The organism is Marinobacter lipolyticus, assembly GCF_018424605.1.
GTDB classification, from domain to species: domain Bacteria; phylum Pseudomonadota; class Gammaproteobacteria; order Pseudomonadales; family Oleiphilaceae; genus Marinobacter; species Marinobacter lipolyticus_B.
The window spans coordinates 288,924-312,457 of record NZ_QTKT01000003.1; the positions used below are offsets into that span (position 1 = coordinate 288,924).

17 protein-coding genes are annotated in these 23,534 nt (G+C 63.8%); 11 read left to right on the top strand and 6 right to left on the bottom strand.

Features of this window, described 5'->3' with window-relative positions; all coding sequences use genetic code 11:
* Nucleotides 1-4: 4 nt before the first annotated feature.
* From DYI22_RS06020 to DYI22_RS06030, 3 genes are all read left to right on the top strand, one after another.
* The gene (locus DYI22_RS06020) at nt 5-1,195 is read left to right on the top strand and encodes a YbfB/YjiJ family MFS transporter (RefSeq protein ID WP_213477139.1); all 1,191 of its coding nucleotides are present in this window, start codon (nt 5-7) and stop codon (nt 1,193-1,195) included.
* Between the two features lie 441 nt (nt 1,196-1,636).
* Nucleotides 1,637-4,117: an ATP-dependent helicase HrpB gene (gene hrpB, locus DYI22_RS06025; RefSeq protein WP_213477140.1), complete on the top strand. Its 2,481-nt coding sequence runs from the start codon at nt 1,637-1,639 to the stop codon at nt 4,115-4,117.
* Nucleotides 4,118-4,666: 549 nt separating this feature from the next.
* Entirely contained in the window at nt 4,667-5,485 is an 819-nt protein-coding gene (locus tag DYI22_RS06030) for an ATP-grasp domain-containing protein (protein ID WP_213477141.1), read from the top strand.
* Between the two features lie 9 nt (nt 5,486-5,494).
* On the opposite strand, the gene DYI22_RS06035 is transcribed toward DYI22_RS06030, so the two are convergent.
* Nucleotides 5,495-7,849, bottom strand: a complete 2,355-nt coding sequence (locus DYI22_RS06035) for a fatty acid cis/trans isomerase (RefSeq protein WP_213477142.1) — start codon at nt 7,847-7,849, stop codon at nt 5,495-5,497.
* Nucleotides 7,850-8,119: 270 nt separating this feature from the next.
* Here DYI22_RS06035 and DYI22_RS06040 point away from each other — a divergent pair, with 270 nt between their 5' ends.
* Nucleotides 8,120-9,295, top strand: coding sequence for a type III PLP-dependent enzyme (locus DYI22_RS06040; protein WP_213477143.1), 1,176 nt, complete (start codon nt 8,120-8,122; stop codon nt 9,293-9,295).
* Nucleotides 9,296-9,435: 140 nt separating this feature from the next.
* Here DYI22_RS06040 and DYI22_RS06045 read toward each other — a convergent pair whose 3' ends face one another.
* From DYI22_RS06045 to DYI22_RS06060, 4 genes are read right to left on the bottom strand one after another with little or no spacing between them, the layout of a single operon-like run.
* The gene (locus tag DYI22_RS06045; RefSeq protein ID WP_213477144.1) at nt 9,436-10,638 is read right to left on the bottom strand and encodes a CynX/NimT family MFS transporter; all 1,203 of its coding nucleotides are present in this window, start codon (nt 10,636-10,638) and stop codon (nt 9,436-9,438) included.
* Between the two features lie 10 nt (nt 10,639-10,648).
* Nucleotides 10,649-11,044 carry an ectoine synthase gene (locus DYI22_RS06050; RefSeq protein ID WP_213477145.1) on the bottom strand — a complete coding sequence of 132 codons (396 nt, stop codon included), beginning with the start codon at nt 11,042-11,044 and terminating at the stop codon, nt 10,649-10,651.
* A gap of 50 nt (nt 11,045-11,094) precedes the next feature.
* The gene (locus DYI22_RS06055; RefSeq protein ID WP_213477146.1) at nt 11,095-12,525 is read right to left on the bottom strand and encodes a GTPase/DUF3482 domain-containing protein; all 1,431 of its coding nucleotides are present in this window, start codon (nt 12,523-12,525) and stop codon (nt 11,095-11,097) included.
* Nucleotides 12,518-13,930, bottom strand: coding sequence for a DUF2868 domain-containing protein (locus tag DYI22_RS06060; RefSeq protein ID WP_213477147.1), 1,413 nt, complete (start codon nt 13,928-13,930; stop codon nt 12,518-12,520). The genes DYI22_RS06055 and DYI22_RS06060 overlap by 8 nt, the downstream gene beginning before the upstream one ends.
* A gap of 83 nt (nt 13,931-14,013) precedes the next feature.
* On the opposite strand from DYI22_RS06060, the gene DYI22_RS06065 reads away from it, so the two are divergent.
* Nucleotides 14,014-14,376, top strand: a complete 363-nt coding sequence (locus DYI22_RS06065) for a DUF6164 family protein (RefSeq protein ID WP_213477148.1) — start codon at nt 14,014-14,016, stop codon at nt 14,374-14,376.
* On the opposite strand, the gene DYI22_RS06070 is transcribed toward DYI22_RS06065, so the two are convergent.
* Nucleotides 14,333-15,274 (bottom strand): alpha/beta hydrolase, encoded by a 942-nt coding sequence (locus DYI22_RS06070; protein ID WP_213477149.1) that lies wholly within the window; start codon nt 15,272-15,274, stop codon nt 14,333-14,335. The two genes, DYI22_RS06065 and DYI22_RS06070, sit on opposite strands and share 44 nt — an antisense overlap.
* A gap of 350 nt (nt 15,275-15,624) precedes the next feature.
* Between DYI22_RS06070 and DYI22_RS06075 the strand changes: the two genes are divergently transcribed.
* From DYI22_RS06075 to DYI22_RS06100, 6 genes are all read left to right on the top strand, one after another.
* A complete protein-coding gene (locus DYI22_RS06075; protein WP_213477150.1) occupies nt 15,625-17,733 on the top strand; it encodes a 3-hydroxybutyrate oligomer hydrolase family protein in 2,109 nt (702 codons plus the stop codon).
* Nucleotides 17,734-17,788: 55 nt separating this feature from the next.
* The gene (locus DYI22_RS06080; protein ID WP_213477151.1) at nt 17,789-19,201 is read left to right on the top strand and encodes a sigma-54 interaction domain-containing protein; all 1,413 of its coding nucleotides are present in this window, start codon (nt 17,789-17,791) and stop codon (nt 19,199-19,201) included.
* 323 nt (nt 19,202-19,524) lie between these two features.
* Complete coding sequence (locus DYI22_RS06085; protein ID WP_213477152.1) at nt 19,525-20,610, top strand: TRAP transporter substrate-binding protein; 1,086 nt, start codon at nt 19,525-19,527, stop codon at nt 20,608-20,610.
* Nucleotides 20,611-20,687: 77 nt separating this feature from the next.
* On the top strand, nt 20,688-21,302 hold the full coding sequence (locus DYI22_RS06090; RefSeq protein WP_213477153.1) for a TRAP transporter small permease subunit: 615 nt from the start codon (nt 20,688-20,690) through the stop codon (nt 21,300-21,302).
* Between the two features lie 18 nt (nt 21,303-21,320).
* Complete coding sequence (locus DYI22_RS06095) at nt 21,321-22,691, top strand: TRAP transporter large permease (RefSeq protein ID WP_213477154.1); 1,371 nt, start codon at nt 21,321-21,323, stop codon at nt 22,689-22,691.
* A 48-nt stretch (nt 22,692-22,739) separates the two neighbouring features.
* Nucleotides 22,740-23,519 (top strand): 3-hydroxybutyrate dehydrogenase, encoded by a 780-nt coding sequence (locus DYI22_RS06100; RefSeq protein ID WP_213477155.1) that lies wholly within the window; start codon nt 22,740-22,742, stop codon nt 23,517-23,519.
* Nucleotides 23,520-23,534: the final 15 nt, after the last annotated feature.

Here is a 23,534-nt window from a genome sequence, read left to right on the forward strand (position 1 = left end):
TGCTATGTCCACGTCGCTAACCGGTACCACGTCCAACCGCGACCTGTTTTCGGTGCTGGCTGCCGGGGCGGTACTGCTGTTGATCGTTCACGGCCTCGGCCGCTTTATCTACACGCCGCTGCTGCCCTATCTGGTGGACGACGGACAGTTCAGCGCCGGTGATGGCGCCGCCGTCGCCACCTGGAACTATCTGGGCTATCTGATGGGCGCGCTGCTGGCGATCCGCTGGCATCGCATCGACCAGATTCGCACCTTATTGCCCGTGTCCCTGGCGGTTCACGTGGCCACCACGCTGATCCTTACCCAGACGGATCACCTCACCGTGATTTCCGGCACCCGCTGGCTCAACGGTGTGGCTAACGGCATTGTGTTCGTCCAGGCCCCGGCGCTGATTCTTGAATGGTTGGTTCTGCGTCAGCGCGCCGCTATGAGCGGGCTGGTCTACATTGGCGTCGGCCTCGGGCTGTTGCTGTCGAGCGCACTGGTGACCGGAAGCGCCGATTGGCTGCATGGCGCCCAACGCTGGTGGCCCGCCGCGCTGATTTCGATTCCCCTGGCCTGGTGGGGCGCGGTACGGCTGATCAAGCTGGATGTGCCATTGCGCCAGGCCCCGGACGATGGCTCCCACGGCGCCACCAGCCCCCTGCTGGATCGTGCCAGTATCCCGCTGTTCCTGTCCTACGCCGGCGCCGGGCTCGGCTACATCCTGCCGATGACCTTCCTGCCCCTGCTGGCCAAGGTTCAGCTGCCGCCGATGCACTGGCTGCTGGACGGCACCTGGCTGATCGTCGCCCTGGCCACCATCCCCGCACCCTGGATCTGGAACCGGCTCGGCGCAACCATGGGTGATCTGCCGGCCCTCAAGCTGAATTTTGTCATTCAGTTGATCGGCGTTCTGGCGGCGGTGGTATTGCCCAGCGAGATTGGCCTGGTGTTGTGTGCGGCCCTGGTGGGCAGCACCTTCCTCGGCACCGTGCTGCTGACCCAGCGCATCGGCCGCGCCCTGCACCCCCACCAGGGGCCCCGACTGTCGGCGGCGATGGTGGCGCTGTACGGTTTCACCCAGATGGTCGGTCCCTGGCTGACCAAGCAGTGGCTGGATGGCGGTGGCACGCTGGTAAGCGCGTTCGGAATCGGGGTGGTGGCGTTGGCGTTTGGCCTGGTGTTTGTGTTTTTTGTGCCGGATTTGGAGTAGGTTTTTTGCGGGACTGCGGGTTGAGGGGATTGATCGGGGTGGCGGGGTATTTTTTCCTTGGAAATGGAACTCGCTGCGCTCAGACACCCATTTCCGGCGGACAAAAATACCCCGCCACCCCGCTCTAGCTAACGACACAGATATCGCTGTTTAAAGACAAAGTGAAAAAAATGGTTTGGAAGACTTCGGTATACCTTAGGTCTGATCAGGTAGATCGGTAATCCGACGAGCTGCTCCATCCCTTAAAACCTTTTGTCTCAGACAAACCCAAGCCTAACCATGGTAAGTTGATGCGAAAACTGGCGTTACGTTGGGTATGGGGGGGATTCATTTTCAAAGCGGACAAAGGTGTTTGAGCGAAGCGAGTTCTTTTCCGCTTTGAAAATGAATCCACCTCCGTGCCCTCCCCCAAACCCAGCAGACCTGACCAAACCAAAAACCATGCTCCCAATAGACAACATCCTCCCAGAGCTCACCGACACCCTGAATACCACCACCACGGCCCTGCTGCAGGCTCCCCCCGGCGCCGGCAAGACCACCCGTGTGCCGCTGGCGTTACTTGATGCCCCGTGGCGGGGTGATCGCAGGATCCTGATGCTGGAACCCAGGCGTCTGTCGGCGCGGTCGGCGGCCCGCTTCATGGCCAGTCAGTTGGGGGAGAAACCGGGGCAGACGGTGGGCTATCGCACCCGGCTGGATACCAAGGTATCGGCGCAGACCCGCATCGAGGTGGTGACCGAGGGCATTCTGACGCGGCTGATCCAGAGCGATCCGATGCTGGAAGACTACGCCGCGGTGATCTTTGATGAATTCCATGAGCGCTCCCTGCAGGCCGACCTTGGCCTTGCGCTGGTGCGGGAATCCCAGCAGGCGTTGCGGGAGGATCTGCGCCTGCTGGTGATGTCTGCGACGCTGGATACCGCGCCCATCGCCAGGATTCTCGGCGATGTCCCGGTGATCAGCAGCGAGGGGCGGGCGTTTCCGGTGGCGGTGATGTACCGGCCGCTGCCTCGCCAGGGCCGTGTGGTGGATCAGGTGGTTGCGGTGGTGCACGAGGCGCTGCGGGACCAGGCCGGCTCCCTACTGGTGTTTCTGCCGGGCGCCGGCGAAATCCGGCGGGTGGAACAGCAGTTGCGGGGGCAGGTGCCGCAGTCGGTGGTGATTGCGCCGCTCTACGGCAACCTGAAGTCCGAAGAGCAGGATCGCGCCATTGCGCCCGCCACCGACGGCCAGCGCAAAGTGGTGCTGGCCACCGCCATTGCCGAGACCAGTCTGACCATTGAAGGCGTGCGGGTGGTGATCGACAGCGGCCAGCAGCGCCGGGCGGTGTTTGACGCCAACAGCGGCATGACCCGGCTGGTGACCGGCCGGGTGTCCAAAGCCTCGGCGGAACAGCGCAAAGGCCGGGCCGGGCGAGTGGAGCCCGGGGTGTGTTACCGGTTGTGGAGCGAATCGGAGCAGTTCGGGCTGGCGGAGTACACGCCGCCGGAGATTCTTGAGGCGGACCTGGCGCCGGTGGTGCTGGAGCTGGCCCAGTGGGGCGCCCGCGACGCCGCGGGCGTGACATGGATTGATGCGCCGCCGCCGGCGCACTGGCAGCAGGCGGTGGCGCTGTTGCAGTGGCTGGATATGCTGGATGGCGAGGGAGCCATCACCGACCACGGCAAAGCCGCCCGCGAACTGGGCATCCACCCCCGCCTTGCCCACATGGTGTTGCGCGGGCGGGCGCTGGGGTTCGGGCTTCTGGCCGCGGAGTTGGCCGCGCTCTTGGGTGAGCGTGATTTGCTGGGTTCCAGTGCCGGGGCGGACATGCACGAACGCGTTCGCGTGCTGCACGGCGAGCGCGGCCAGTCGTCGCTGGATCCGGCCCGCCTGAAGGCGGTGCGCCAGGCCGCCGGGCGTCTGGCCGGCAACGACAGCCGCTCCCAAGAGCCTCCGACAGAAACCGAAGTCGGCCGGTTATTGTCGCTGGCCTATCCCGACCGCATCGCCCGTCGCCGCCCCGGCGATGCGCCGCGCTATCAGCTCAGCAACGGTAAAGGCGCCGCCTTGCGGAACGACGATCCGCTGGCCCGGCACGACTGGCTGGTCGCCGCCGAGCTGGATGGCCAGGCCCGGGAGGCGACCATCTATCTCGCGGCACCGGTCGATCTGACGGATCTGGAACAGGATCTGGCCAGTCATATCCGCGAGTGGGAGGAGGCGCTGTGGGATGAAGCCCGGGGCAGGGTGGTGGCGCGTAGGGTGAGAACACTCGGTGAGCTGGTGCTGCAGGAGAAACCCCTGGCGCAGGTGGCGCCGGAGCTGATCCAGCAGGGCCTGCTCAGCGCCATCCGCAAAAAAGGGCTGGAAAGCCTGCACTGGACCGACAGCAGCCGCCAGTGGTGCGCCCGCGTTCAGCTGCTGGCACAAACCTGTCCCGACGACGGCTGGCCGGATGTCCGCGAGGCGGCGCTGCTGGCCGGCCTGGAACAATGGCTCGGGCCGTTCACGGCGGGCATGGCGAGTTGGTCGGACCTGCGCCGCCTGGATCTGCTGGCCGCCCTCAACAGCCTGCTGGATTACTCGCAACAGCAACGTCTGCAGACCCTGGCGCCGGTGGCCCTGACCATTCCCACCGGGCAGCAGGTGCGCCTCGATTACACCGCCGACAACGGCCCGGTGCTGGCCGCCAAACTCCAGGCCTTGTTCGGCTGGACCGAGACCCCGAAAGTGGCCGGAGGGCGCGTAGCCGTGGTGATCCACCTGCTGTCACCAGCCCAGCGGCCACTGGCCGTCACCGCCGATCTGGCCAGCTTCTGGCGCAACGTCTATCCGGAGGTTCGCAAAGATACCCGTGGCCGCTACCCAAAGCATCCCTGGCCGGAGGACCCTCTGACTGCCGTGGCGCAGCAGGGGACCAAAAAGCGTCCGGCGCTGTAATCTTTTTGTAGGACTGCGGGTTGAGGGGGTTGATCGGGGTGGAGGGGTATTTTTTCCTTGGAAATGGAACTCGCTGCGCTCAAACACCCATTTCCGGCGGATAAAAATACCCCTCCACCCCGCTCTAGCTGACAGACCCGATATCTCGACTTAACGACAAAGCGAAAAGATGTTTTGTAAAACTCCCGGATACCGGAGTAGTACCGTAGGTCGGATAAGGCAAAGCCGTAATCCGACAAACAGCCCAAATTTTAGAAGTCTTTTCTCCCGGACAAACCCAAGCCCACCCTTGGTAAGTTGATGCGACAACTGGAGTACCGATTGGGTATGGGGGTGAAATCTATTTTTGAGCGGACAAAGGTGTCTGAGCGCAGAAAGTTCTTTTCCGTTCAAAAATAGATTTCACCCCCGTGCCCTCCCCCAACCAATCCAGTCCTGGAACAAGCCAAAAGCCCAAAGCCCGAACCCAAATCCAGACCAAAAAACAGCTTGCCAACCACCAGCCGCTGTATAAAATGCGCGCACTTCAACCCTGAGTGCCGCTGTACCATGCACCTTGTTTCCTTCGATATCTTCCGAACCCTCGGTTATCCCCACACCACCGTGCTCAAGCCCGATCAGTTCCTGCGCCACAAGGAATTGCTGCGGGAGGCCGACTGGGTATTGTTTCCCGAATACTGGCAGCTGAACGCTCTGGTGCACGGCCTGAAGTGCCGGGTGTTTCCGAGCGTGGCCAGCTACCGCATTGGCCACGACAAGGTCGAAATGACGCGGGCGTTCCAGGCCGTGGCTCCGGAGCACACCCCCTGGACGATGATTGAAGCGAACGGCCCCCACGAGCGTGAGCGGATCTGGTCTGCCATGGCACACCCATTTGTGGCCAAGCTTCCCAAAGCCAGCATGGGAGAGGGTGTCTGGCTGATCGAAACGCCGGAGGACTGGCGTCGTTATTGTGAGATTGCGCCGGTGCTCTACGCTCAGGAATACCTGCCCATCGACCGTGATGTGCGGGTGGTGATTGTCGGCGATCAGGTGGTGACGGCTTACTGGCGCACCCAGGCCGATCAGGGCTTTTACAATAACGTGGCGCGGGGTGGCCGGATCGATGCCAGCCCGGTGCCGGCGTCGGTCACCGAGCTGGCGCTGAAACTGGCGCGGGAGCTGGAGGTGGATCACGCCGGCTTCGACATTGCACTGGTGGACGGTTACTCCTACGTGCTGGAGTTCAACCGCCTGTTCGGCACCCAGGGGCTGGGCCAGGGCAACGAACTCAAAGAGGCGGTGCTCGGGTATCTGCGTCGCCAGTGGGCGCCGGAAGATCCGGACGGGCCCACCGAGCCGGAGCCGCTCTGGCCGGTGGCGGTCTAGGAGCGGTGGTTACAGGTTCTTGTAACGGTTGATGTCGAAGATGCCGGCCTGCAACGGCTGGTGCTCCCGCTGCCAGGCGGTGATGTCGTGCAGGATCGACCAGAACTGGCGATGGGTGCGTCGCACGCCCCAGGTGCTGACGATGCGTTCGAAATCCTCCTGCTCGTCAAGCGCGGCGAGCTGCTCAGTAAACAGTGGCAGCTGTTGGGCCGGCACATCGAACATGAAGTTCGGGTAGCTGCCGATGACCCCGGGATAGACTGTCAGCTTGTCATTTTCCGGCTCGTAGCGCAGATCCTCGCCGAACAGGAAGGCGACATTGCTGTGGGCGCGGTCGCGAATCAGGGTGTACACGGTGCGCGCGCCACTGTCGTTATGAACCCACACGAAGCTTACGTCGGGCAGGTAACCGATGGCGGGCAGGAATTCCGCGCGGGTGGCGGCCAGTTCCGACAATGCCTGATCGGCGCTGCGTATCCACTCGGCTTCGTTGTCGCGTCCGCAGTCACTGCCGCCACACCGGTTGATCGGATCGCGGGCCTCGGCGTTGAGGTTCTCGAAGCGCAGCAGCATGCGAGCCCCCAACTCGTCGGTGTAGGACCCGGTGGCGTAGGGCACGTCCGCCGGCGCGGAGTCGTCCATTTCGGCGTAGGTGAAATCGAGCTTGAGGTCGCCGGCGCCCCGATACCACTCGCGTAGAACCCGATTACGCTCCCCCGGTGGAACCAGACGCAGGAAGTTCTGCTCGGAGCCGTTGCGGATCAGGTCGAAATAGAGCCGGGTCTGGGCCTGATGGGCGACATTGCCGAACACATCGAAATTCACCACCAGCTCATAGTAGGTGCGCTCGAACAGCGGGTAGTCCATCCACCAGGTGGTCAGCGGTACCTGACCGATCAACCCCCGCTGCACCGAGGCGCTGTCGTGGTGGCGGAAGATGGTCAACAGGGCGTTGTTATTGTGGTCATCACCGTCCCAGATGTGGTCGAGGCTGGCGCCGTCCGGTACTGCCAGGCGATACGCCTTGGCACGCAGGGTGTTGTAACGGTTGCGTTTGTCGCTGTAGTCGAGCCAGTTGCTGCCCAGAGCCAATAAGTCGGTGTCCTGACCCGGCAGCGCCAGCAGCTCGGTTACCCGCTCGCGATAGTCGGCGTTGGTGATGAACAGGTCGTGATCGGGGTCCTGGAACACCGTCCAGAAATGGTCGCGGATGACATCGGTAGCGATCTGCCCCCGGCACACCGGCCCGCGGATAAAGGTGCGGGTGAAGTATTCGGCGTTATCCAGCATGAACTGGTAGCGGGCCCGCGGCGGAATGGCGCGGAAGGTGAGAAACGGGTTGGCGCGCTCTTCGGCCCCGTAGCCCGGCAGTGTGTCCACCTGCCAGTCAGTGCCAGAGAACAGCTCACGGGTACGCTCCCGCACCTGCGGCGTAAAAGCGAAGGTGATGTGGCGCTTGTGAACGATGCTGCCTTTGACCGGACGGATGCGGTAATACACCGGCCCTTGCGGGTCGTCGTTGGGGCGGGTGGTGGCGACAGGCGCAATGGTTTCGCCGGGCGGGGTGGCGGAGCGCAGGATTTCGAAGAAGCGGGTGTCGGCGCCCCGGTCTTCCAGATACAGCCGGGCCAGATACAGGTGTTCGTATAGCCAGCGGCTGACTAACTGCTGTTCGTTGCCGTCGCCATTGAGCCAGCGTTCCCAGCGATCGATCTGCTGTTGCTCGTCATCGCTGACGGTCAGGCGCGCCGGAGAAAGGGCACCGCCTTGTTGCAGCCAGCCGATCAGGGTGGCGTACTCGTCGTCGGTCAGCCCGGTGACCGCCAAGGGCATCCCTTCCCAGGGATGGTCCTCGGCGTAGTCGGCAAAGTCGGCGTTGCTGGTGCACTGGTTCTGGCGAGCGATGCCCAGCTCGATCTCCTCCGGCAGCTTGCTGTTGGGCGCAAACGTGCGCTCCTTGCCCAGGCGAATCATCTTCTCGAACAGGCTGCGGGTGTCCTCGCCGCGGGCCAGCACCGAGTAGAACCCCAGGTCCCGCCACTGTTGTTCGCTGGTGGCATCCAGCCCCAGCCGGGTGGGTTGCTGGTTCTCCAGCCGGGCACCGTTATACACCGGGCGGTTGTGGGCGCCGCGGATCAGGCCATCGGCGGATTCCATCTTGAGCTGGCAGGGCGCATCAAAACAGCTGTGGCAGGCGAGGCATTTGGTCTCGAGGATCGGTCTGACGTCGTCGTCAAACGATACCGGCGTCTGCACCGCGGTGGGCAGGGGCTGGCGGTGGTCGGGCTGGTTGGCATTGTCAGCGCAGGCGGCAAGTAACAGGACAAGACCGAGGATAGCAACACGAATACTGGACTGGACCACGGCCTGCTCCCTGGCGATTGAATTGAAAATTTCGGATCAACTATAGGGATTTTCTACGACATTCACCACCGCTTGGCCTACTTTCGCCGCAGAAATAAGGACAGCACAGGCCTCAGAGGAGGTGTTGGCAAGACAGTCGCTTATGGGTAGATATGCTCATATCCGGCCGCGAAAAAAAGCCCGATGATCGCGCCAATTCCGGGGGGGCTGCAGCCAGGCTGTAGCGCCCCTTTTTTATGCCCGTTTGCCCGCTGGAGGGAAACACTGTCCATGACCGAGTCTGCCAACGCCACGCTTGCTGATTACTACGATGCCGAGACCTTTGCCCGTATCAAGGCGCTTGCCGATACCAAAGAAACTCCGTTCGTGGTGATCGATACCGCCACCATCGACCGTCAGTACAACGAGCTGGTGGAAGGCTTTCCGTACGCCAGCGTTTACTACGCGGTGAAGGCCAACCCCGCGCCGCAGATTCTCACCATGCTGCGCGACAAGGGGGCGAATTTCGACATTGCGTCGGTTTACGAGCTGGATAAAGTCATGGCGCTGGGCGTGACTGGCGAGCGCATCAGTTACGGCAACACCATCAAGAAGGCGCGGGACATCCGCACCTTTTACGAGAAGGGTGTGCGCCTGTTCGCCACCGATTCCGAAGCGGACCTGCGCAACATCGCCAAGGCGGCTCCGGGCTCGAAGGTTTACGTGCGTATTCTGACCGAGGGCACCCTGACCGCTGACTGGCCGCTGTCCCGCAAGTTCGGCTGCCAGACCGACATGGCCATGGACCTGCTGATTCTGGCCCGCGACCTGGGCCTGGTGCCTTACGGCGTATCGTTCCACGTGGGTTCCCAGCAACGGGAAATCGGCGCCTGGGACGCCGCCCTGGGCAAAGTGAAAGTGATCTTCGAGCGTCTCAAAGAAGAAGACGGCATCGAACTGAAGATGATCAATATGGGCGGTGGTTTCCCGGCCAACTACATCACCCGTACCAACGCGCTGAAGGTGTATGCGGAAGAAATCGCCCGTTTTCTCCATGAGGACTTTGGTGACAACCTGCCGGAGATCATCATTGAGCCGGGCCGCTCATTGATTTCCAACGCCGGTGTGCTGGTCAGTGAGGTGGTACTGATTTCGCGGAAATCCCGCACCGCCCTGCACCGCTGGGTGTTTACCGATGTGGGCAAGTTCAGCGGGCTGATCGAGACGCTGGATGAGGCGATCAAGTTCCCGATCTGGACCGAGAAGGTGGGCGAGGGCGAGGACTGCGTGATTGCCGGTCCGACCTGCGACAGCGCGGACATCATGTACGAGCACCACAAGTACCCGCTGCCGCTGAACCTGGCGATTGGCGACCGGATGTACTGGTTGTCGACCGGGGCTTATACCACGACTTACAGTGCGGTGGAGTTTAATGGCTTTCCGCCGCTTAAGGACTATTACATCTGAGTTGGGAGTCTGGCCGCGGGGCGGGATGCCTTTTCCTCTGGGAAAAATAACTCGCTGCGCTCAGACATCTTTTTCCCGGCGGAAAAGGCATCCCGCCCCTCGGCCGTTCGGCCATTGGTGGGGTCGTCACTTATAGGGGGTCAGCTTTCGGGTTGACCCTTTTGTTTTTTCAGGTCGAGGGTGAAGGCCAGGGGGAGTACTAGCAGGCTGTAGGCGATCATCACCATCAGGGCGTGGCGGACGTCGCCGGTCCAGTCGGCGAGTACGCCGCCGAGCATGGGTACTGAGAACGCCAGGGTGTAGCCCACCAGGAAGGTCCCGGCGGACAGGCGGCCGGTTTCCTCCGGGGGCATGACCAGCGGTGGCACGGCGACAAGCAGGATCAGCAGGATGCCGGCGACGAAGCTCATCAGGGTGGCGCTGGCGATAGCCCACCAGCCGGTGAACAGCACGGTGCCCAAAGTACCGATGATGCTGATGGTGGCCATGATGATGATCAGGGAGCGGCGTCCGACCCAGTATCTCGCCATTTTCAGCATTATCAGCGAGGCAAACACCTGGGCAATGTTGTACCAGAACAGGGCTTCGGAGAGTTTCTCGAAGTGCCCCTGTTGTTGCAGCAGGTTGCCCATGTAGGCGTTGAGGCCGAAGAACATGGAGCCGGAAAGCCCCAGCAACAGGCCGATACGCAGCGTGAGCGGGTTGCGCCAGTCCGGCAGCCAGGCCACGTTTCTTTGGGGGCGGGCGCGGTCCCGTCGGGGCAGGAACAGGGCGGCGGCCACCAGCAGCGCCGGCAGGGACCAGGCCAGCATGGTGGCGCGCCAGCTGTTGTCCAGCAGTGGCATCAGTACCGGCAGGGTGATGCCGGCGCCGATGAACTCGCCCATCAGCATGCCGTTCATGTAGATGGCGGAGCCCAGGGCGAGATGGTGAGGTTCCAGCCACCGTGGCAGCAGGGCCGGCAGTGCCGGTTGCATCATCGCCACGCCCAGGCCCATGACGGCGCTGGCCAGCATCAGGGTGAGGGTGTCCGGCACCAGTCCGCGCCCGGCGGAGCCGATGACCATGATCACCATCGCCAGGGCCAGGGTGTTGCGGGGGCCGAGGCGGGCGATGGCCAGGGAGCCGGGCATGGAGCCGACCGCGAGCATCAGGATGGGCAGGGTGGTCAGTGCCCCGGTCAGTGCCTGGGACAGGGCCAGTTCGTCGCTGATGAAGGGGGCCAGCGGCGGTGCCACCAGCACCGGTATGCGCAGGTAAACGCCGGCCAGCCAAAGCAACACCGCCACCGGAAGCAGTGATGCCTGCGGTGGCGGTGCGGTGGCGCTCCGGGGATCAGCCACGGAGAGCGGGTCAGTCTTCGCTGGTGTCCGGCAGGTAGGCGCCGTCTTCGTCGTGCACTTCGGCGCCGGTAACCGGCGGGTTGAAGGCGCAGATCAGACGCATGTCCTCGGTGCCGCCCCGCAGGGTGTGCTGATCGTGCTGGTCGAGTGCGTACAGGGTGCCGTCGGAGATCTGATGGGTCTCTCCGGTGGCCTTGTCGGTGATGGTGCCGTTGCCGCCGACACAGTACACCGCCTCAAGGTGGTGCTTGTACCAGAGGTTCAGTTCGGCGCCTGCGGGAATGATGGTCTCGTGGAACGAGAAACCCATGCCGTCTTTTTTCAGCAGCATGCGGCGGCTGGTCCAGCCCGGGCCACTGACTTCACGCTCGGTACCGATGATGTCTTGCACTCGTACAATTTTCATTCGCATTCCTCATTGTGTGATGGAATAGCCTTACAGTATAAACATCCCTGTCACGTCCGGTTCAACCGCCAATCGTCGTAGACCGTCATGGCATGCTCGATCGCGGTGATGAAGTCGGCCCGCAGCCGGTCGTCGGGCGGACGCTGTTTGCGGCAGCGGTCGAACGCCCGCTGGATCGCCTGCCGGCTGTGGCGGTCCAGGGTCTCCAGCCAGTGGCTGTCCGCGGGCGCCAGGTCCAGCAGGTCGCGCCCGGCGTGGTTGCGCTGACTGATGTGCCACCAATGATCGACGGCCCGCCCTAATACAACGTAGCCGAACTGGCTGTCCTGTACAGGGCCGAAGCTGGCGGTTTTCAGGCCATCCTGCAGCGCGCCGATCTTCAGCGCCGGCAGTGCCAGGCGATCGCCGTAGAAATAACTGCCGGCGGCGCCCAGCAGACCGCCCACCAGCGCCCCGGCGCCCAGGGAATGCCCCAGGGTCAGCGCATCAATGCCGGCGCCGCCGACCGCGCCGGCGCCAAAGCCGGCGGTGGCCAGGTAGCGCTTGCTCACCGACCAGGCCCGCCGGCTGTCCTCGCTGAACAGATCGTGTTCGTTGTGCCATTCCAGTTCCGCTTCCTGGCGCTGGATGCGGTTGTGCTGGTACAGGCGCTCGATGGACACGCGCAGTGTCTGTTCCCGTTGACGCTGCCGCTGGTACCAGCGTCGTCGCAGGGTGTCCGCCAGATTGGCGTCGCTGGTGCCGGCGACCTGATCAAGGGTGAGGGTGCGTCGTTCCTGAAACCCCATCATGTCTTCCAGCGCACGGGCGATCAGCGAGGCCGCATGGCGCTTGCGCTGCTGACGCTGGCCGGCAAGAAACCGGGTGGCCTCGGCCAGTGGCGCTTCCCAGTCGGGCTCCAGCTGGCCAAACGCCCGTAACAGACCCAGATGCTGGTCGAACGGCGCACGCACCGCATCGAACCGGCGAACCACCTGGAAGAACTGCCCCAGTGCCGCCTGCCAGGTGTCGCTGTGATCGTCGGTGCCGATGCTGTTGATCAGTGCCAGGCTGGGGCGGCCGGTCCAGCGCAGGATGGTCATTTCCGCCTCGTGTTCGGCGCTGTAGGGCACCGACCCGTCCACCACGTAAATGATGCCGGCGCCGTCGATCAGCGGCGTCAGTAGCTCGCATTCGTCGGAAAAGCGGGGGTCATCCCGATGCTGGGTGACAAAGGCGGCCACGGTTTCGGCCCGGTCGGAGGCGGACGCGCTGTGAGCCTCGAGCCACGCCAATACCCGGCGGGGGCGCTGGAAGCCAGGGGTGTCCACCAGGGTGTAAAGCGTCTGGCCATCCACCGTCAATGGGTATGGCTGGCGCTGGCGGGTGGTCCCCGGCTCCAGGGCAATGGCGATGGCGTCGTTCTGGGACAGGGTGGCGACCACACTGGATTTGCCCTTGTTGGGGTGGCCGACCACGGCAAACACCGGTGCGCTACCCATGGCTGTGATCCTCACCGCGATAGGGATTGTAAAGCGTCATCTGGGGCTGGCTGACGTGAACAAACTCCGTGCCCAGCCGTTCCGCGAATCGCAGCCATTGTTGCAGCTGGTGGCGCGGCGGCTCGTCCGCGGCCGCTTCCGCCAGCGGTACAATCGCCACGTGACTGGCCGCCGGCCATTGCTCACGGGCCTGTTCCAGAAAGTCCTGCAGCTCTCCGGTGGGCGGCTCCCAGCTGCGGGTCGCGACAATGACCGCGGGGCGCGTGATGCGCGCCAGCTGTGCTGCAGCGTTGGCCAGGGTGTCGGCGTCGTCCTGCAGCGAGGCGCGACCACCAGCCCGCAGCACCAGGGTTTCCGGGCCCCTGAGGGCGTCGGGCAGTTCCGGCTCACCGGCGCCGGCCCAGCAGATGACCAGGTCGCTTTCCGGCAGCGGCCGCAACTGGTTGTGGGTGGTGATGTCGGGCTGATGTTCGGCGTCGTTGTGTGCGTTGCCGGTGTCCAGGCTCGGGGTCTCCATGCGGTAATGCAGGGCGGTCATGCCGGCGTGTTGGTGCAGCAACCGTCGGGCCCGCAGGCGCAGATGAAGCTGGCTGGCGCCCGCCAGTACCAGCCGCGGTGCGATCACATAGAACAGCCAGAGCATGGCGACAAACAGCCACCAGTCGCCGAGGCGGGCAGGGTTCACACTACTGCTGTCGGTGCCGGCCCGGAAAAAACGGGTGGCGTCCACCAGGGCGGCGTCGGGCACGGCGGCGGGCCACAGCCAGTGCCACGGTGTGGCGATGGCCTGCACCAGACCGAGGAAACTGCGGTTGTCGGTGTTCAAGGTGGTGCTCCAGCCAAACGCCAGGTCCTGGATCACCACCAGCACCAGCAGGGTGACCAGCCCGGCAATGCCAAAGGCCACGCCGCCAGCGTGGGCGGCCCGCGCCATCAGCTGCGGCTGCAGCCGGTTAAGCACGCCGGTGGGCGTACTGGCGGCGAAACGGTTTAGCACCGGGCGCCAGGGTTGCCAGCCGGCCAGGGCCTGAACGCTGGTGAACGCGGCGAGCAGGCATTGCAGCAACACGAAGCCGAGAATCACGGTGATGTTGATGCGTTGGCCTCCGTCGTAAAACAGCAGGCCCAGCATGGTCAGCGCACCCAACACGGCGCCGGCGGCCACAAACCCCAGATTGATCTGCCACCAGCGCCGGATCGGCCCGTCGCTGGGGGACTGCCGATTCGGGCCATTGGCCCGGTCCAGGTACTCCAGCCATTGCCGCGGCCCCGGGGTGAGGCCGTTGTCGCGGCAGGTCAGCGCGAACTTGCGGTCCCGCCGGTGCAGGAACGTCGGCGGCTGTTCCTGGTCACGGCGTACCCTGGCGTCAAAATCCAGCAACAGGCGGAGGGGGCTTTCGGTCATTCAACATCCCGGTAGCAAGTTCGGTCGATGGTCCCTGTGAGTGTTAGGATATAGGGATTCCCGCTGCCGATACCAGACATACCATGCCCCATCACCTGATGAATCTCCGCCATGTCCCCGACGACGAAGCCGACGAAATCCGTGAGCTGTTCGAGTCCCACGGCGTTCGCTATTACGAAACCCCGCCCAGCCGGTGGGGCATCAGCATGGGTGGGTTCTGGGTGCACGATGCCGAGGAAGCCGCCCGGGCGCGAGAGTTGCTGACCGACTATCAGCGGCGCCGGCTGGAGCGGCAACGGCAGGCGTACGAGCACAGCCTGGCCCAGGGAACAACCGGCGGTTTCTGGTTCCGGCTGCGACACAAGCCGGTCACCACCCTGGCCGCGTGCCTGGCTATCGTGGTTATTGCCGCCCTGAGCCTGCTGCCGTTTGTGCGGATCGGCTAGTGACCACCGGCGGCGCAGCGTGCCGCAGCAGAAAGTCCGTGGCCCGGTCCACCGCCTGGCCCGAGGTCAGAAAGCTGGTGATGTGACCGCGCAGGTGCATTTCATAGAATTCAGTCTCGACACCGTGGTTCTCCAGTTCCTCCCGTAGCCATCGCGCCTGGCGGACCGGCACCAGCATGTCCATGGCGCCATGGAACAGGAAGAACGGCGGCGCATCCGCCGTGACATGGGCAACCGGCGAAGCCTGGCGATACACCTCCGGCATGTCCGGCTGCTCACCACCGAGGAACTGACGGATCAGCTTGCCCGACCCGAACGCCCGCAGATCGGCGGGTATGCCCCCGGCCACCACCGCCACCGGTCGCGTGGCCGGCCCGCCGTGGGGAGCATTGAGCTCGCTGCCGGAACTGGCCACCAGCGCCATCAGCGACACCAGGTGGGCGCCGGAGGAAAACCCGAAAGCACTGATGTTGCCGGTATCGAGCCCGTAACGACGACCGTTGCGGTGCAACCAGTGCATGGCCACCTGCAGATCGTGCAGTTGCGCCGGAAAGGTGTACTCCGGCGCAAAGCGATAGTCGATGTTCATCACCGCAAAGCCGCGGCTGGCCAGATCCTCCGCAATGCCGGTCATGTCGTCGCGGGAGCGCCGCTCCCAGCCTCCGCCGTGCACCAGCAGTACCACCGGCTGGTCGCCGCCACTGCGGGTTCCGGGCAAGTAGAGATCGGCAGCCAGCGGCTCCGGCCAGTCGTCGGGGGTGTAGATCAGGCTCTTCCGCACCTCGAACTCGGTGTCGGGCCAGGCTGGCGTGTCGGCCTCCGGCACGCCGTGATGGGTGGCGCACCCTGACAGGCCAATCCAGGCCATGGCTACAAGCACCACGGCTTTGGGGAGCATGTTGTTCACAGTCACTGTTCTCGCTGGTGGAAGCACATTGTTGTCTCTACGGCACAGGGGGCGTGCCGGATGCCTGCAGCGGGCATCCTGGCGCCTGTCAGGGGTTCCGGACGGTGTCCGGGATTCAGGACGCCGGCCCGGAGGCAGGCGCGGCGGCACCCGTAACCGGCTCGACTGGCGCGGAGGCGTCCGGAATTCCGGAAAAGGCGCTGGTCGAGCCCCGGGCTCATTTCGAATTGAACGGCATTTCAGCAGCTTAGCGGATTGGCACGACATCCGCATGGGGCGGTTCAGGCCGCAACGCCTGAGGTTCGGCCTGATCGTTAACAACAACAAACAAGGATCGACTGATGAAACGACTGCTGCTATGCACCCTGATCGCGGCCACCGGTGTGGCCTCCGCCGCCGGCAAGGCCGGCAAGCCACCTTTCAACACCCTGCCCGATTTTATCGTCAGCGACGTTCAGCGCACCCACTATGATGGTCTCACCGACGATCTGCTGACCGCCGGCCTGGGCGCTGCCGGCCTGGCCAGCCCCGTTGCTCCCGCGTTCGCCGACAGCCTGAATCCGACACCGCAGGAACTGCGCCGCCTGGCGATTTACAACAATTATCGCGCACTGGTGGATACCGTGCCCGGCGGCGGCTACGGCCGTTTCTTCGGGCCCGCCGTGGGCGTGGACGGTGACGGCATGATTGCCGGGCAGGAGACCCTGGCCCTGATGCGGGTGGACGGCCACGAGGTGCCGGTAACGGTCATGGTCCAGGTACCGGACAGCTTTGATCCCCGTCGCCCCTGTATGGTTACCGCGCCGTCGTCCGGGTCCCGCGGGGTGTATGGCGCCATCGGCACGGCCGGCGAGTGGGGCCTGAAGAAAGGCTGCGCCGTGGTCTTCAGCGACAAGGGCACTGGCACCGGGTCTCATAACCTGGTCAGCGACAGCGCCCAGCGACTTGACGGTACGCTCACCACCGCTGATGAACCGGTGCTGTTCCGCGCCGATCTGACCGATGCCCAGCGGCAGGACTTCAACCAGCAATGGCCGGACCGGTTTGCCTACAAGCATGCCCATTCCCAGGTCAATCCGGAAAGGGATTGGGGGACCCACGTGCTGCAGTCCATTGAGTTCGGCTTCTATGTACTCAACGAAACGTTTGGCCGTGAGCTGGGTAATGGCGAACGTCTGATCACCATTCACCCGCGCAATACCCTGGTCATTGCCTCCAGTGTCTCCAACGGCGGCGGCGCCTCGGTGCGTGCGGCCGAGCAGGACGAGCGCGGCCTGATTGATGGCGTGGCGGTGTCCGAGCCCAATGTGAATCCACGGCCGGACCGTTCCTTTACCCTGCGCCAGGGTGACGGTCCGGTGATCGCCGACCACAGCCGCAGCCTGCTGGACTACACCACGGCGCTCGCGGTGTACCAGGGCTGTGCCAATCAGGCGCCGTCGATTCGGGATCTGGCGCCGCTGAACGCCGCCTTCAATCCGCCGGCGGTGGGCAGGAATATCTGCACCTCGCTGGCGGCCAGGGGGCTGGTCAGCGGCGCCACGGTGGAGCAGCAGGCCACCGATGCGCTGCGCATTCTTAACGAAGAATTCGCCATCCAGCCCGAGCAGAACCTGCTGGCACCGGTGCATTTCGGGCTGGCGGTTGCCCAGAGCATAGCCATGACCTACGCCAACGCCTACGGCCGTGCCGGCGTGGAGGACCGGGTATGCGGGCTGAGTCTGGCGGCAACGGACGCCACCGCTGCCGTAACGCCAATTGCGCCAGCCACCGAAGCGGCGCTGTTCTCCGCCAGCAATGGCATTCCGCCCTCGGCCGGCGTCAACATTGTCTTTGACGATGCACCGGGTCAGCCCACGCACCTGGCCGCGAGCACCTCACCCAGCACCGGCCAGGCGGACTACGGGCTGGATGCATTGCTGTGTCTGCGCAGCCTGGTCGAGGGCCGCGATCTGGTCGATGGCGGCGCGCTCGATGAGGCCGCGCAAACCCTCGCCGGCGCCATCGCCGAAGGTGTCGCAGAGGTGCGGGCCTCCGGTGATCTGCAGGGTAAACCCACGGTGTTTGTAACCGGCCGCGCCGACGCAATCCTGCCGATCAATCACACCTCCCGGCCCTATGTCGGTCTCAACCAGCGGGTCGAGGGCAAGAAGAGTCGGCTGCGGTACTATGAGATTCTCAACGCCCATCACCTGGATGTGCTGAACGGCTTCCCCGGTATCGCGGAACGTTACGTGCCGCTGCATCATTATTATTTCCAGGCGCTGGATCTGGTGTGGGCCCACCTGACCGAGAAGCGGCCCTTGCCGCCAAGCCAGGTGGTGCGGGCAGTGCCGCGGGGTGACCTGGCCACCCCGCTGTCGGCGGACAACCTGCCACCCATCCGCCGCCGGCCAGCGGTGCAGGACCGCATCGTGTTTGCGGAGAACCAGCTCCACATCCCTGATTGACGGGCTGCCCAGGTTTTGTACCATGCAAGACACTCTCTCTTGCGGTAAGCGGACCATGACACAGCTCTTTGCCCAGAATAAGAAGAATGGCCTGACCCGGGAACTGATCGAAGCCCTGTTCCCGATGTTCGAGGAAGCCAGCGCCGGGGCAATTGCCGTCGATGTGGACAGCCGCATCACCTGGATCAACGCCAGCTACTCGGGGTTGCTCGGGCTGCGGGATCCGTCGGCGGTCATCGGCCGTTTCGTGCGGGACGTGATCCCGCACACCCGCATGCCCGAAGTGGTGGAAACCGGCAAACCGCTGTTGCTGGATATCATGGAACATCAGAAACAGCAGCTGGTGGTCACCCGCTTGCCCTACTTCGGTGAGGACGGGGCCATCGTCGGTGCGGTGGCCTTCGTGCTGTACGACGACCTGCAACCGCTGACGCCACTGGTCAGCAAATACCGGCGGCTGCATCAGGATCTCGCCGCCGCCCGCAAGGCACTGGCGAAGAAGGCCCGGGGTACCCGTTACAGTCTGGGCGACTTCGTCGGCGCCAGCCCGGCGGCGCTGGAAGTGAAGCGCCGTGCCCGGCTGGCAGCCGGTCGCGATATGCCGGTACTGCTGTTGGGCGAAACCGGGACCGGCAAGGAGGTGTTGGCCCAGGCCATTCATTCCGTGTCGGCCCGCGCGGACAAGCCCTTTGTCGGGGTCAATGTGGCGGCCATTCCGGACAATCTGCTGGAGGCGGAATTCTTTGGCGTGGCGCCCGGCGCCTACACCGGCGCCGACCGCCGCACCCGTGAAGGCAAGTTCCAGCTCGCCAATGGCGGCACGCTGTTTCTCGATGAGGTCGGCGATATGCCCCTGCCGCTTCAGGCCAAGCTGCTAAGGGCGTTGCAGGAAGGCGAGATAGAACCCCTGGGCTCCAACAAGGTGGTGTCGGTGGATGTGCGCGTTATCGCCGCCACCAGCCGTAACCTCGAGGCCATGATGGCCGAAGGCAGCTTCCGCTCGGACCTCTATTACCGGCTCAATGTGCTGGAAATTCCCATTCCGCCGCTGCGGGAGCGACTGGCGGATCTGGGCGTGTTGTGTGAGGCACTGCTGGAGGACATCGGCGAGGGCCTGGAGGTGCGCGGCGAGATCACCGATGCGGCAGTCTCGGCGCTGAGCAGCTACGACTGGCCCGGTAACATCCGTGAACTGCGCAACGTGCTGGAACGGGCGCTGACCATGGGTGAGGAAAACGGCCTGCTGGATGCCGACGCCATCTTCAAGGTGCTGCCCCGCAATGGCTCCCGTCCCCAGGCGAGCCTGTCGCCGCGCCCGGTTCGGCCATTGGCCCAGGTCATGGCGGAAGCCGAAGGCCAGGCCATTGAATCGGCCCTGGTGGCCTGTCGGGGCAATCGCACCCGGGCGGCCAAGCTGCTGGGCATTTCCCGTTCGGTCCTCTACGAAAAACTGGCCAGAATGTCCTGATTTCCGGACAAGTGTTCGGGCATCCGTACAACTCCCTACGACTAAGGTTTCAGGCTGTCCGGTTTTTCGGACAGTCTGGCCCGCGCTGTTCTCGCGTTTTAATCCTATCGTTATGATTCATAAGCAATTTATTTGTCTGGCACGGCACCTGCAGATTCTCCGGTGCAGGACGTCAGAACAACGCAGAAAACAACACTGACGCTCACCGTTGGACCCCAAGACCCTGTCGGTTTTGTTTCCTGCGTTTTCTGGCTGAACTTCAGCCCGGGCCTGTGCTGGCTGACGCCAACAGGCCAAAGACAACAACAAGAAGGATCATCTTCATGTCGATTAAACAGAAGCTTTCGCGTCTGAGTGTTGGCGTTGCCGCGGCCGCCGTATTATCCGGCAGCATGATCAGCAGCAACGTGATGGCCGCGGAGAAAATCCGCTGGCAGGTTCCGCTGGCATTCCCCTCTCATCTGGTGGGCCTGACCACACCGGTCAAGCACCTGTCCGAGAGCCTGAAAGCGATCTCCGACGGTGACGTTCAATTGCGTTACTACGAGCCGGGCGAGCTGGTGCCGCCGTTCGAGATCATGGATTCTGTCAGTGAGGGCAAGTACCCGGCCGGTTACACCTGGGTCGGTTACGATCAGGGCACCATCCCGGCACTGCCGCTTTACTCCGGCGCACCGTTCAACATGGAGCCGCCCGCCTATCTGGCCTGGTACTACGAGGGTGAGGGCAAGGCGCTGCTGGAGGAAATCTACGACGAGCGCAACATCCACCCGATGCTGTGCAGCATCATCGGCCCCGAGGGTGCGGGCTGGTTCGCCAAGCCGATTGAAGGCCTGGATGACTTCGATGGCCTGAAGATCCGCTTCGCCGGCATTGGCGGCAAGGTGCTGGAAAAACTGGGTGCCTCAGTGACCATGATTCCCGGCGGCGAGCTGTACCAGTCCCTGGAGCGCGGCACCATCGACGCCACCGAATTCTCTCAGCCGGCGATCGACAAGATGCTGGGCCTGGACCAGATCATCAAGAACTACATCATGCCGGGCTGGCACCAGACTCTGACCACCTCGCATCTGCTGGTCAACAAAGACGTGTGGAACGAGCTGGAGCCCCAGAGCCGTGCACTGATCGAGATGGGCTGCGAGTCTGCCACGCTGAAAGGCTTCGCCCAGAGCGAATTCGCCCAGCCGACCGCCCTGCGGGATTACGAGAGCGAAGGCGTGAACGCCCAGACCCTGCCGGAGCCGGTTCTGCGTGAACTCGAGAAAGCCACCAACGAGGTGCTGGACGAGATTGCCGCCGAGGACGAAATGTTCCGCCGTGTGCTTACCAGTCAGCGTGAGTTCATGGAGCATCACTCCATCTGGCACAGCAAGGGCTACCTGCCCCGGGATTTCTATCAGTACGACTGATCAGAGCCCGATTGCGTGAAGCAGGCACCGCCGCGGTGGTGCCTGCCCTCCCTATCTGTTAAATCCCCGAGGTTCCCGTGACTGAAACGCACGATACGCATGATGCGCCTGCCCCGTCGCTGGCCAGCGACGACCTGCCCTACAACCGCGTGTCCTGGCAGCTCGACCGATTCGTGGTGGCCGTGGGCAAGCTCAGTTCCTGGCTGTGGATCGGCGTACTGGTGGTGGTGCTGGCCAACGTGTTTGCCCGCTTCGTCCTGAACGCCGGTTCGGTGGCGCTGGAGGAGTTGTCCTGGCATCTGTTCGGCGCCGCGATGATGCTGACCCTCGCCTACGCCGTGGTCCGGGATGACCATGTCCGGGTCGACGTGTTGCATGAGAAGTTCTCGCCGAAGGCGAAAGCCATCATTGAGCTGGCCGGCCTGGTGTTACTGGCCCTGCCGATTGTCTATCTGATGATTGAGGTGCTGGTGCCCTACGCCTACAAGGCCTTCGAGCTGAGCGAGCGCTCCCAGGCACCGAGCGGGCTGCCCCATCGTTTTATTTTCAAGAGTGTGTTGCCACTGGCGCTGATGCTGGTGTGGGTGGCGATGTTCTCCCGTGTGCTGCGCTGCACCACGCTGCTGTTCCGCTTCCCGCGGGAAATCCACGTTCACCGCGATGACCGCAACGGCGGCCATCCGCACCCCTGAGCAAGAGGCAAAGACGTCATGGGTTTGGAAGCAATTCTGGTTACCACCATGTTTGCCAGCTTTATGCTGTTGCTGCTGCTGGGCTTTCCGGTGGCCTGGTCGCTGGCGGGTATCGGCCTGGTGTTCGGCGGCGTTGGGTTTGTACTGGTGGAGTATTTCGACGCCGATCTCTGGTTTACCTGGGCCGGCACCATTGGCGCGCTCGATGCCCGCCTGTACGGCGTGGTCGCCAATGAGCTGATGGTGGCGCTGCCGCTGTTCATATTCATGGGCATCATGCTGGACCGCTCCGGCATTGCCGAGAAGCTGATGCACAGCCTGGTGCGGGTGCTGGGCCCGCTGCGGGGCGGTTACGCCATCACCGTGGTGATTGTGGGTGTCCTGCTGGCGGCGTCCACCGGCATTGTGGGTGCCTCCGTGGTGTTGCTGGGCATGCTCTCCCTGGGGCCGATGATGCAGGCGAACTACAACAAGTCGCTGGCGGTGGGTACTGCCTGTTCGGTGGGCACCCTCGGCATTCTGGTGCCACCGAGCATCATGCTGGTGCTGATGGCCGACCGCCTGGGTACCTCCGACGCGTCGGTCGGCAAGCTGTTCATGGGAGCGCTGATTCCCGGCATCATGCTGGGCGCGATGTACATCCTGTACATAGTCATCGCCTCCTGGATCAAGAAGGACCTGGCCCCGGCGCCGAAAAACCGACAGCCGCTGGACCGTCGCGCGGTGCTGGACCTGTTCCTGGCCGTGGTGCCGCCGATGGCGCTGATCATGGCGGTACTGGGGTCGATCTTTTTCGGCATTGCCACCACCACCGAAGCCTCGGCGGTCGGTGCCGCCGGCGCCCTGTTGATGGCGCTGCTGAGCCGCCGGCTGGACCTGGCGGTGCTGAAGGAATCGTTGTACCAGACCAGTCGCACCACCGCGTTCATTTTCGGTATCTTCATCGGCGCCACGGTGTTTGCGGCGGTGCTGCGGGGGCTGGGCGGCGACGACGTCATCCGCGATGCCATCACCGGCCTGCCCTTTGGCACCACCGGCGTGCTGCTGACAGTGCTGTTCATAACCTTCCTGCTGGGTTTCTTCCTCGACTGGGTGGAAATCACCCTGATCATCCTGCCGCTGGTGGCACCGGTGATTTTCTCCATGGGGGTGGAACCGGTGTGGTTCGCCATCATGTTTGCCATCTGCCTGCAGACCTCGTTCCTCACGCCCCCGGTTGGCTTCTCCCTGTTCTACATTAAAGGGGTGTGCCCGCGCGGTGTCACCACGCGGGACATCTATCTGGGTGTGTTGCCGTTTATCGGATTGCAGTTGCTGGGGCTGGCGCTGGTGTTCTGGTTCGAGCCCCTGGCCACCTGGCTGCCAAATGAGGTCTACGGAGGGCCCTGACCCGCCGTACCGACAACTGAATAGCAATAAAAACAAGGAGTTGACGCCATGCGTCTGAAGAACAGAATTGCCCTGATTACCGGCGCCGGGCGCGGCATTGGGCGCGCCATAGCCGAGCACTACGGCCGCGAAGGGGCCAAAGTGGCGGTGGCCGATCTGGATCTGGCCGGTGCCCAGCAGGTGGCGGACGCCATTGAGGCCGCCGGCGGCACGGCCATGGCGCTGGCCATGGACGTGACCGATGAACGCGCCGTGGATGAGGGCGTCAACGCCGTAGCGTCGCGCTGGGGCGGCCTGGACATCGCCGTTGCCAATGCCGGCATCCAGCACATTGATCCGCTCCACAAGCTGTCGTACGGCAACTGGAGCAAGGTGATGAGCGTTCACCTGGATGGCGCCTTCCTGCTGACCCGCGCGGCCCTCAACCAGATGTACGCGTCCGGCGGCGGCACCATGTTGTACATGGGCTCGGTGCATTCGCTGGAAGCCTCCCCCCTGAAAGCGCCCTATGTCGCCGCCAAGCACGGCATGCTGGGGCTGTGCCGTGCGGTGGCCAAGGAAGGGGCGGAACACGGGGTGCGCAGCAACATCATCTGCCCCGGGTTCGTGCGCACCCCGCTGGTGGACAAGCAGATCCCGGAGCAGGCCAAAGAGCTGGGCATCTCCGAGGAAGAGGTCATCAGCAAGGTGATGCTGAAAAATACAGTGGACGGGGAATTCACGACTCTGGAAGATGTATCGGAACTGGCCGTTCACCTGGCTGCCTTCCCCTCCGCAGCCCTGACTGGCCAATCCATCGTGGTCAGCCACGGCTGGCACATGCAGTAAGGGACAGGAGAGACG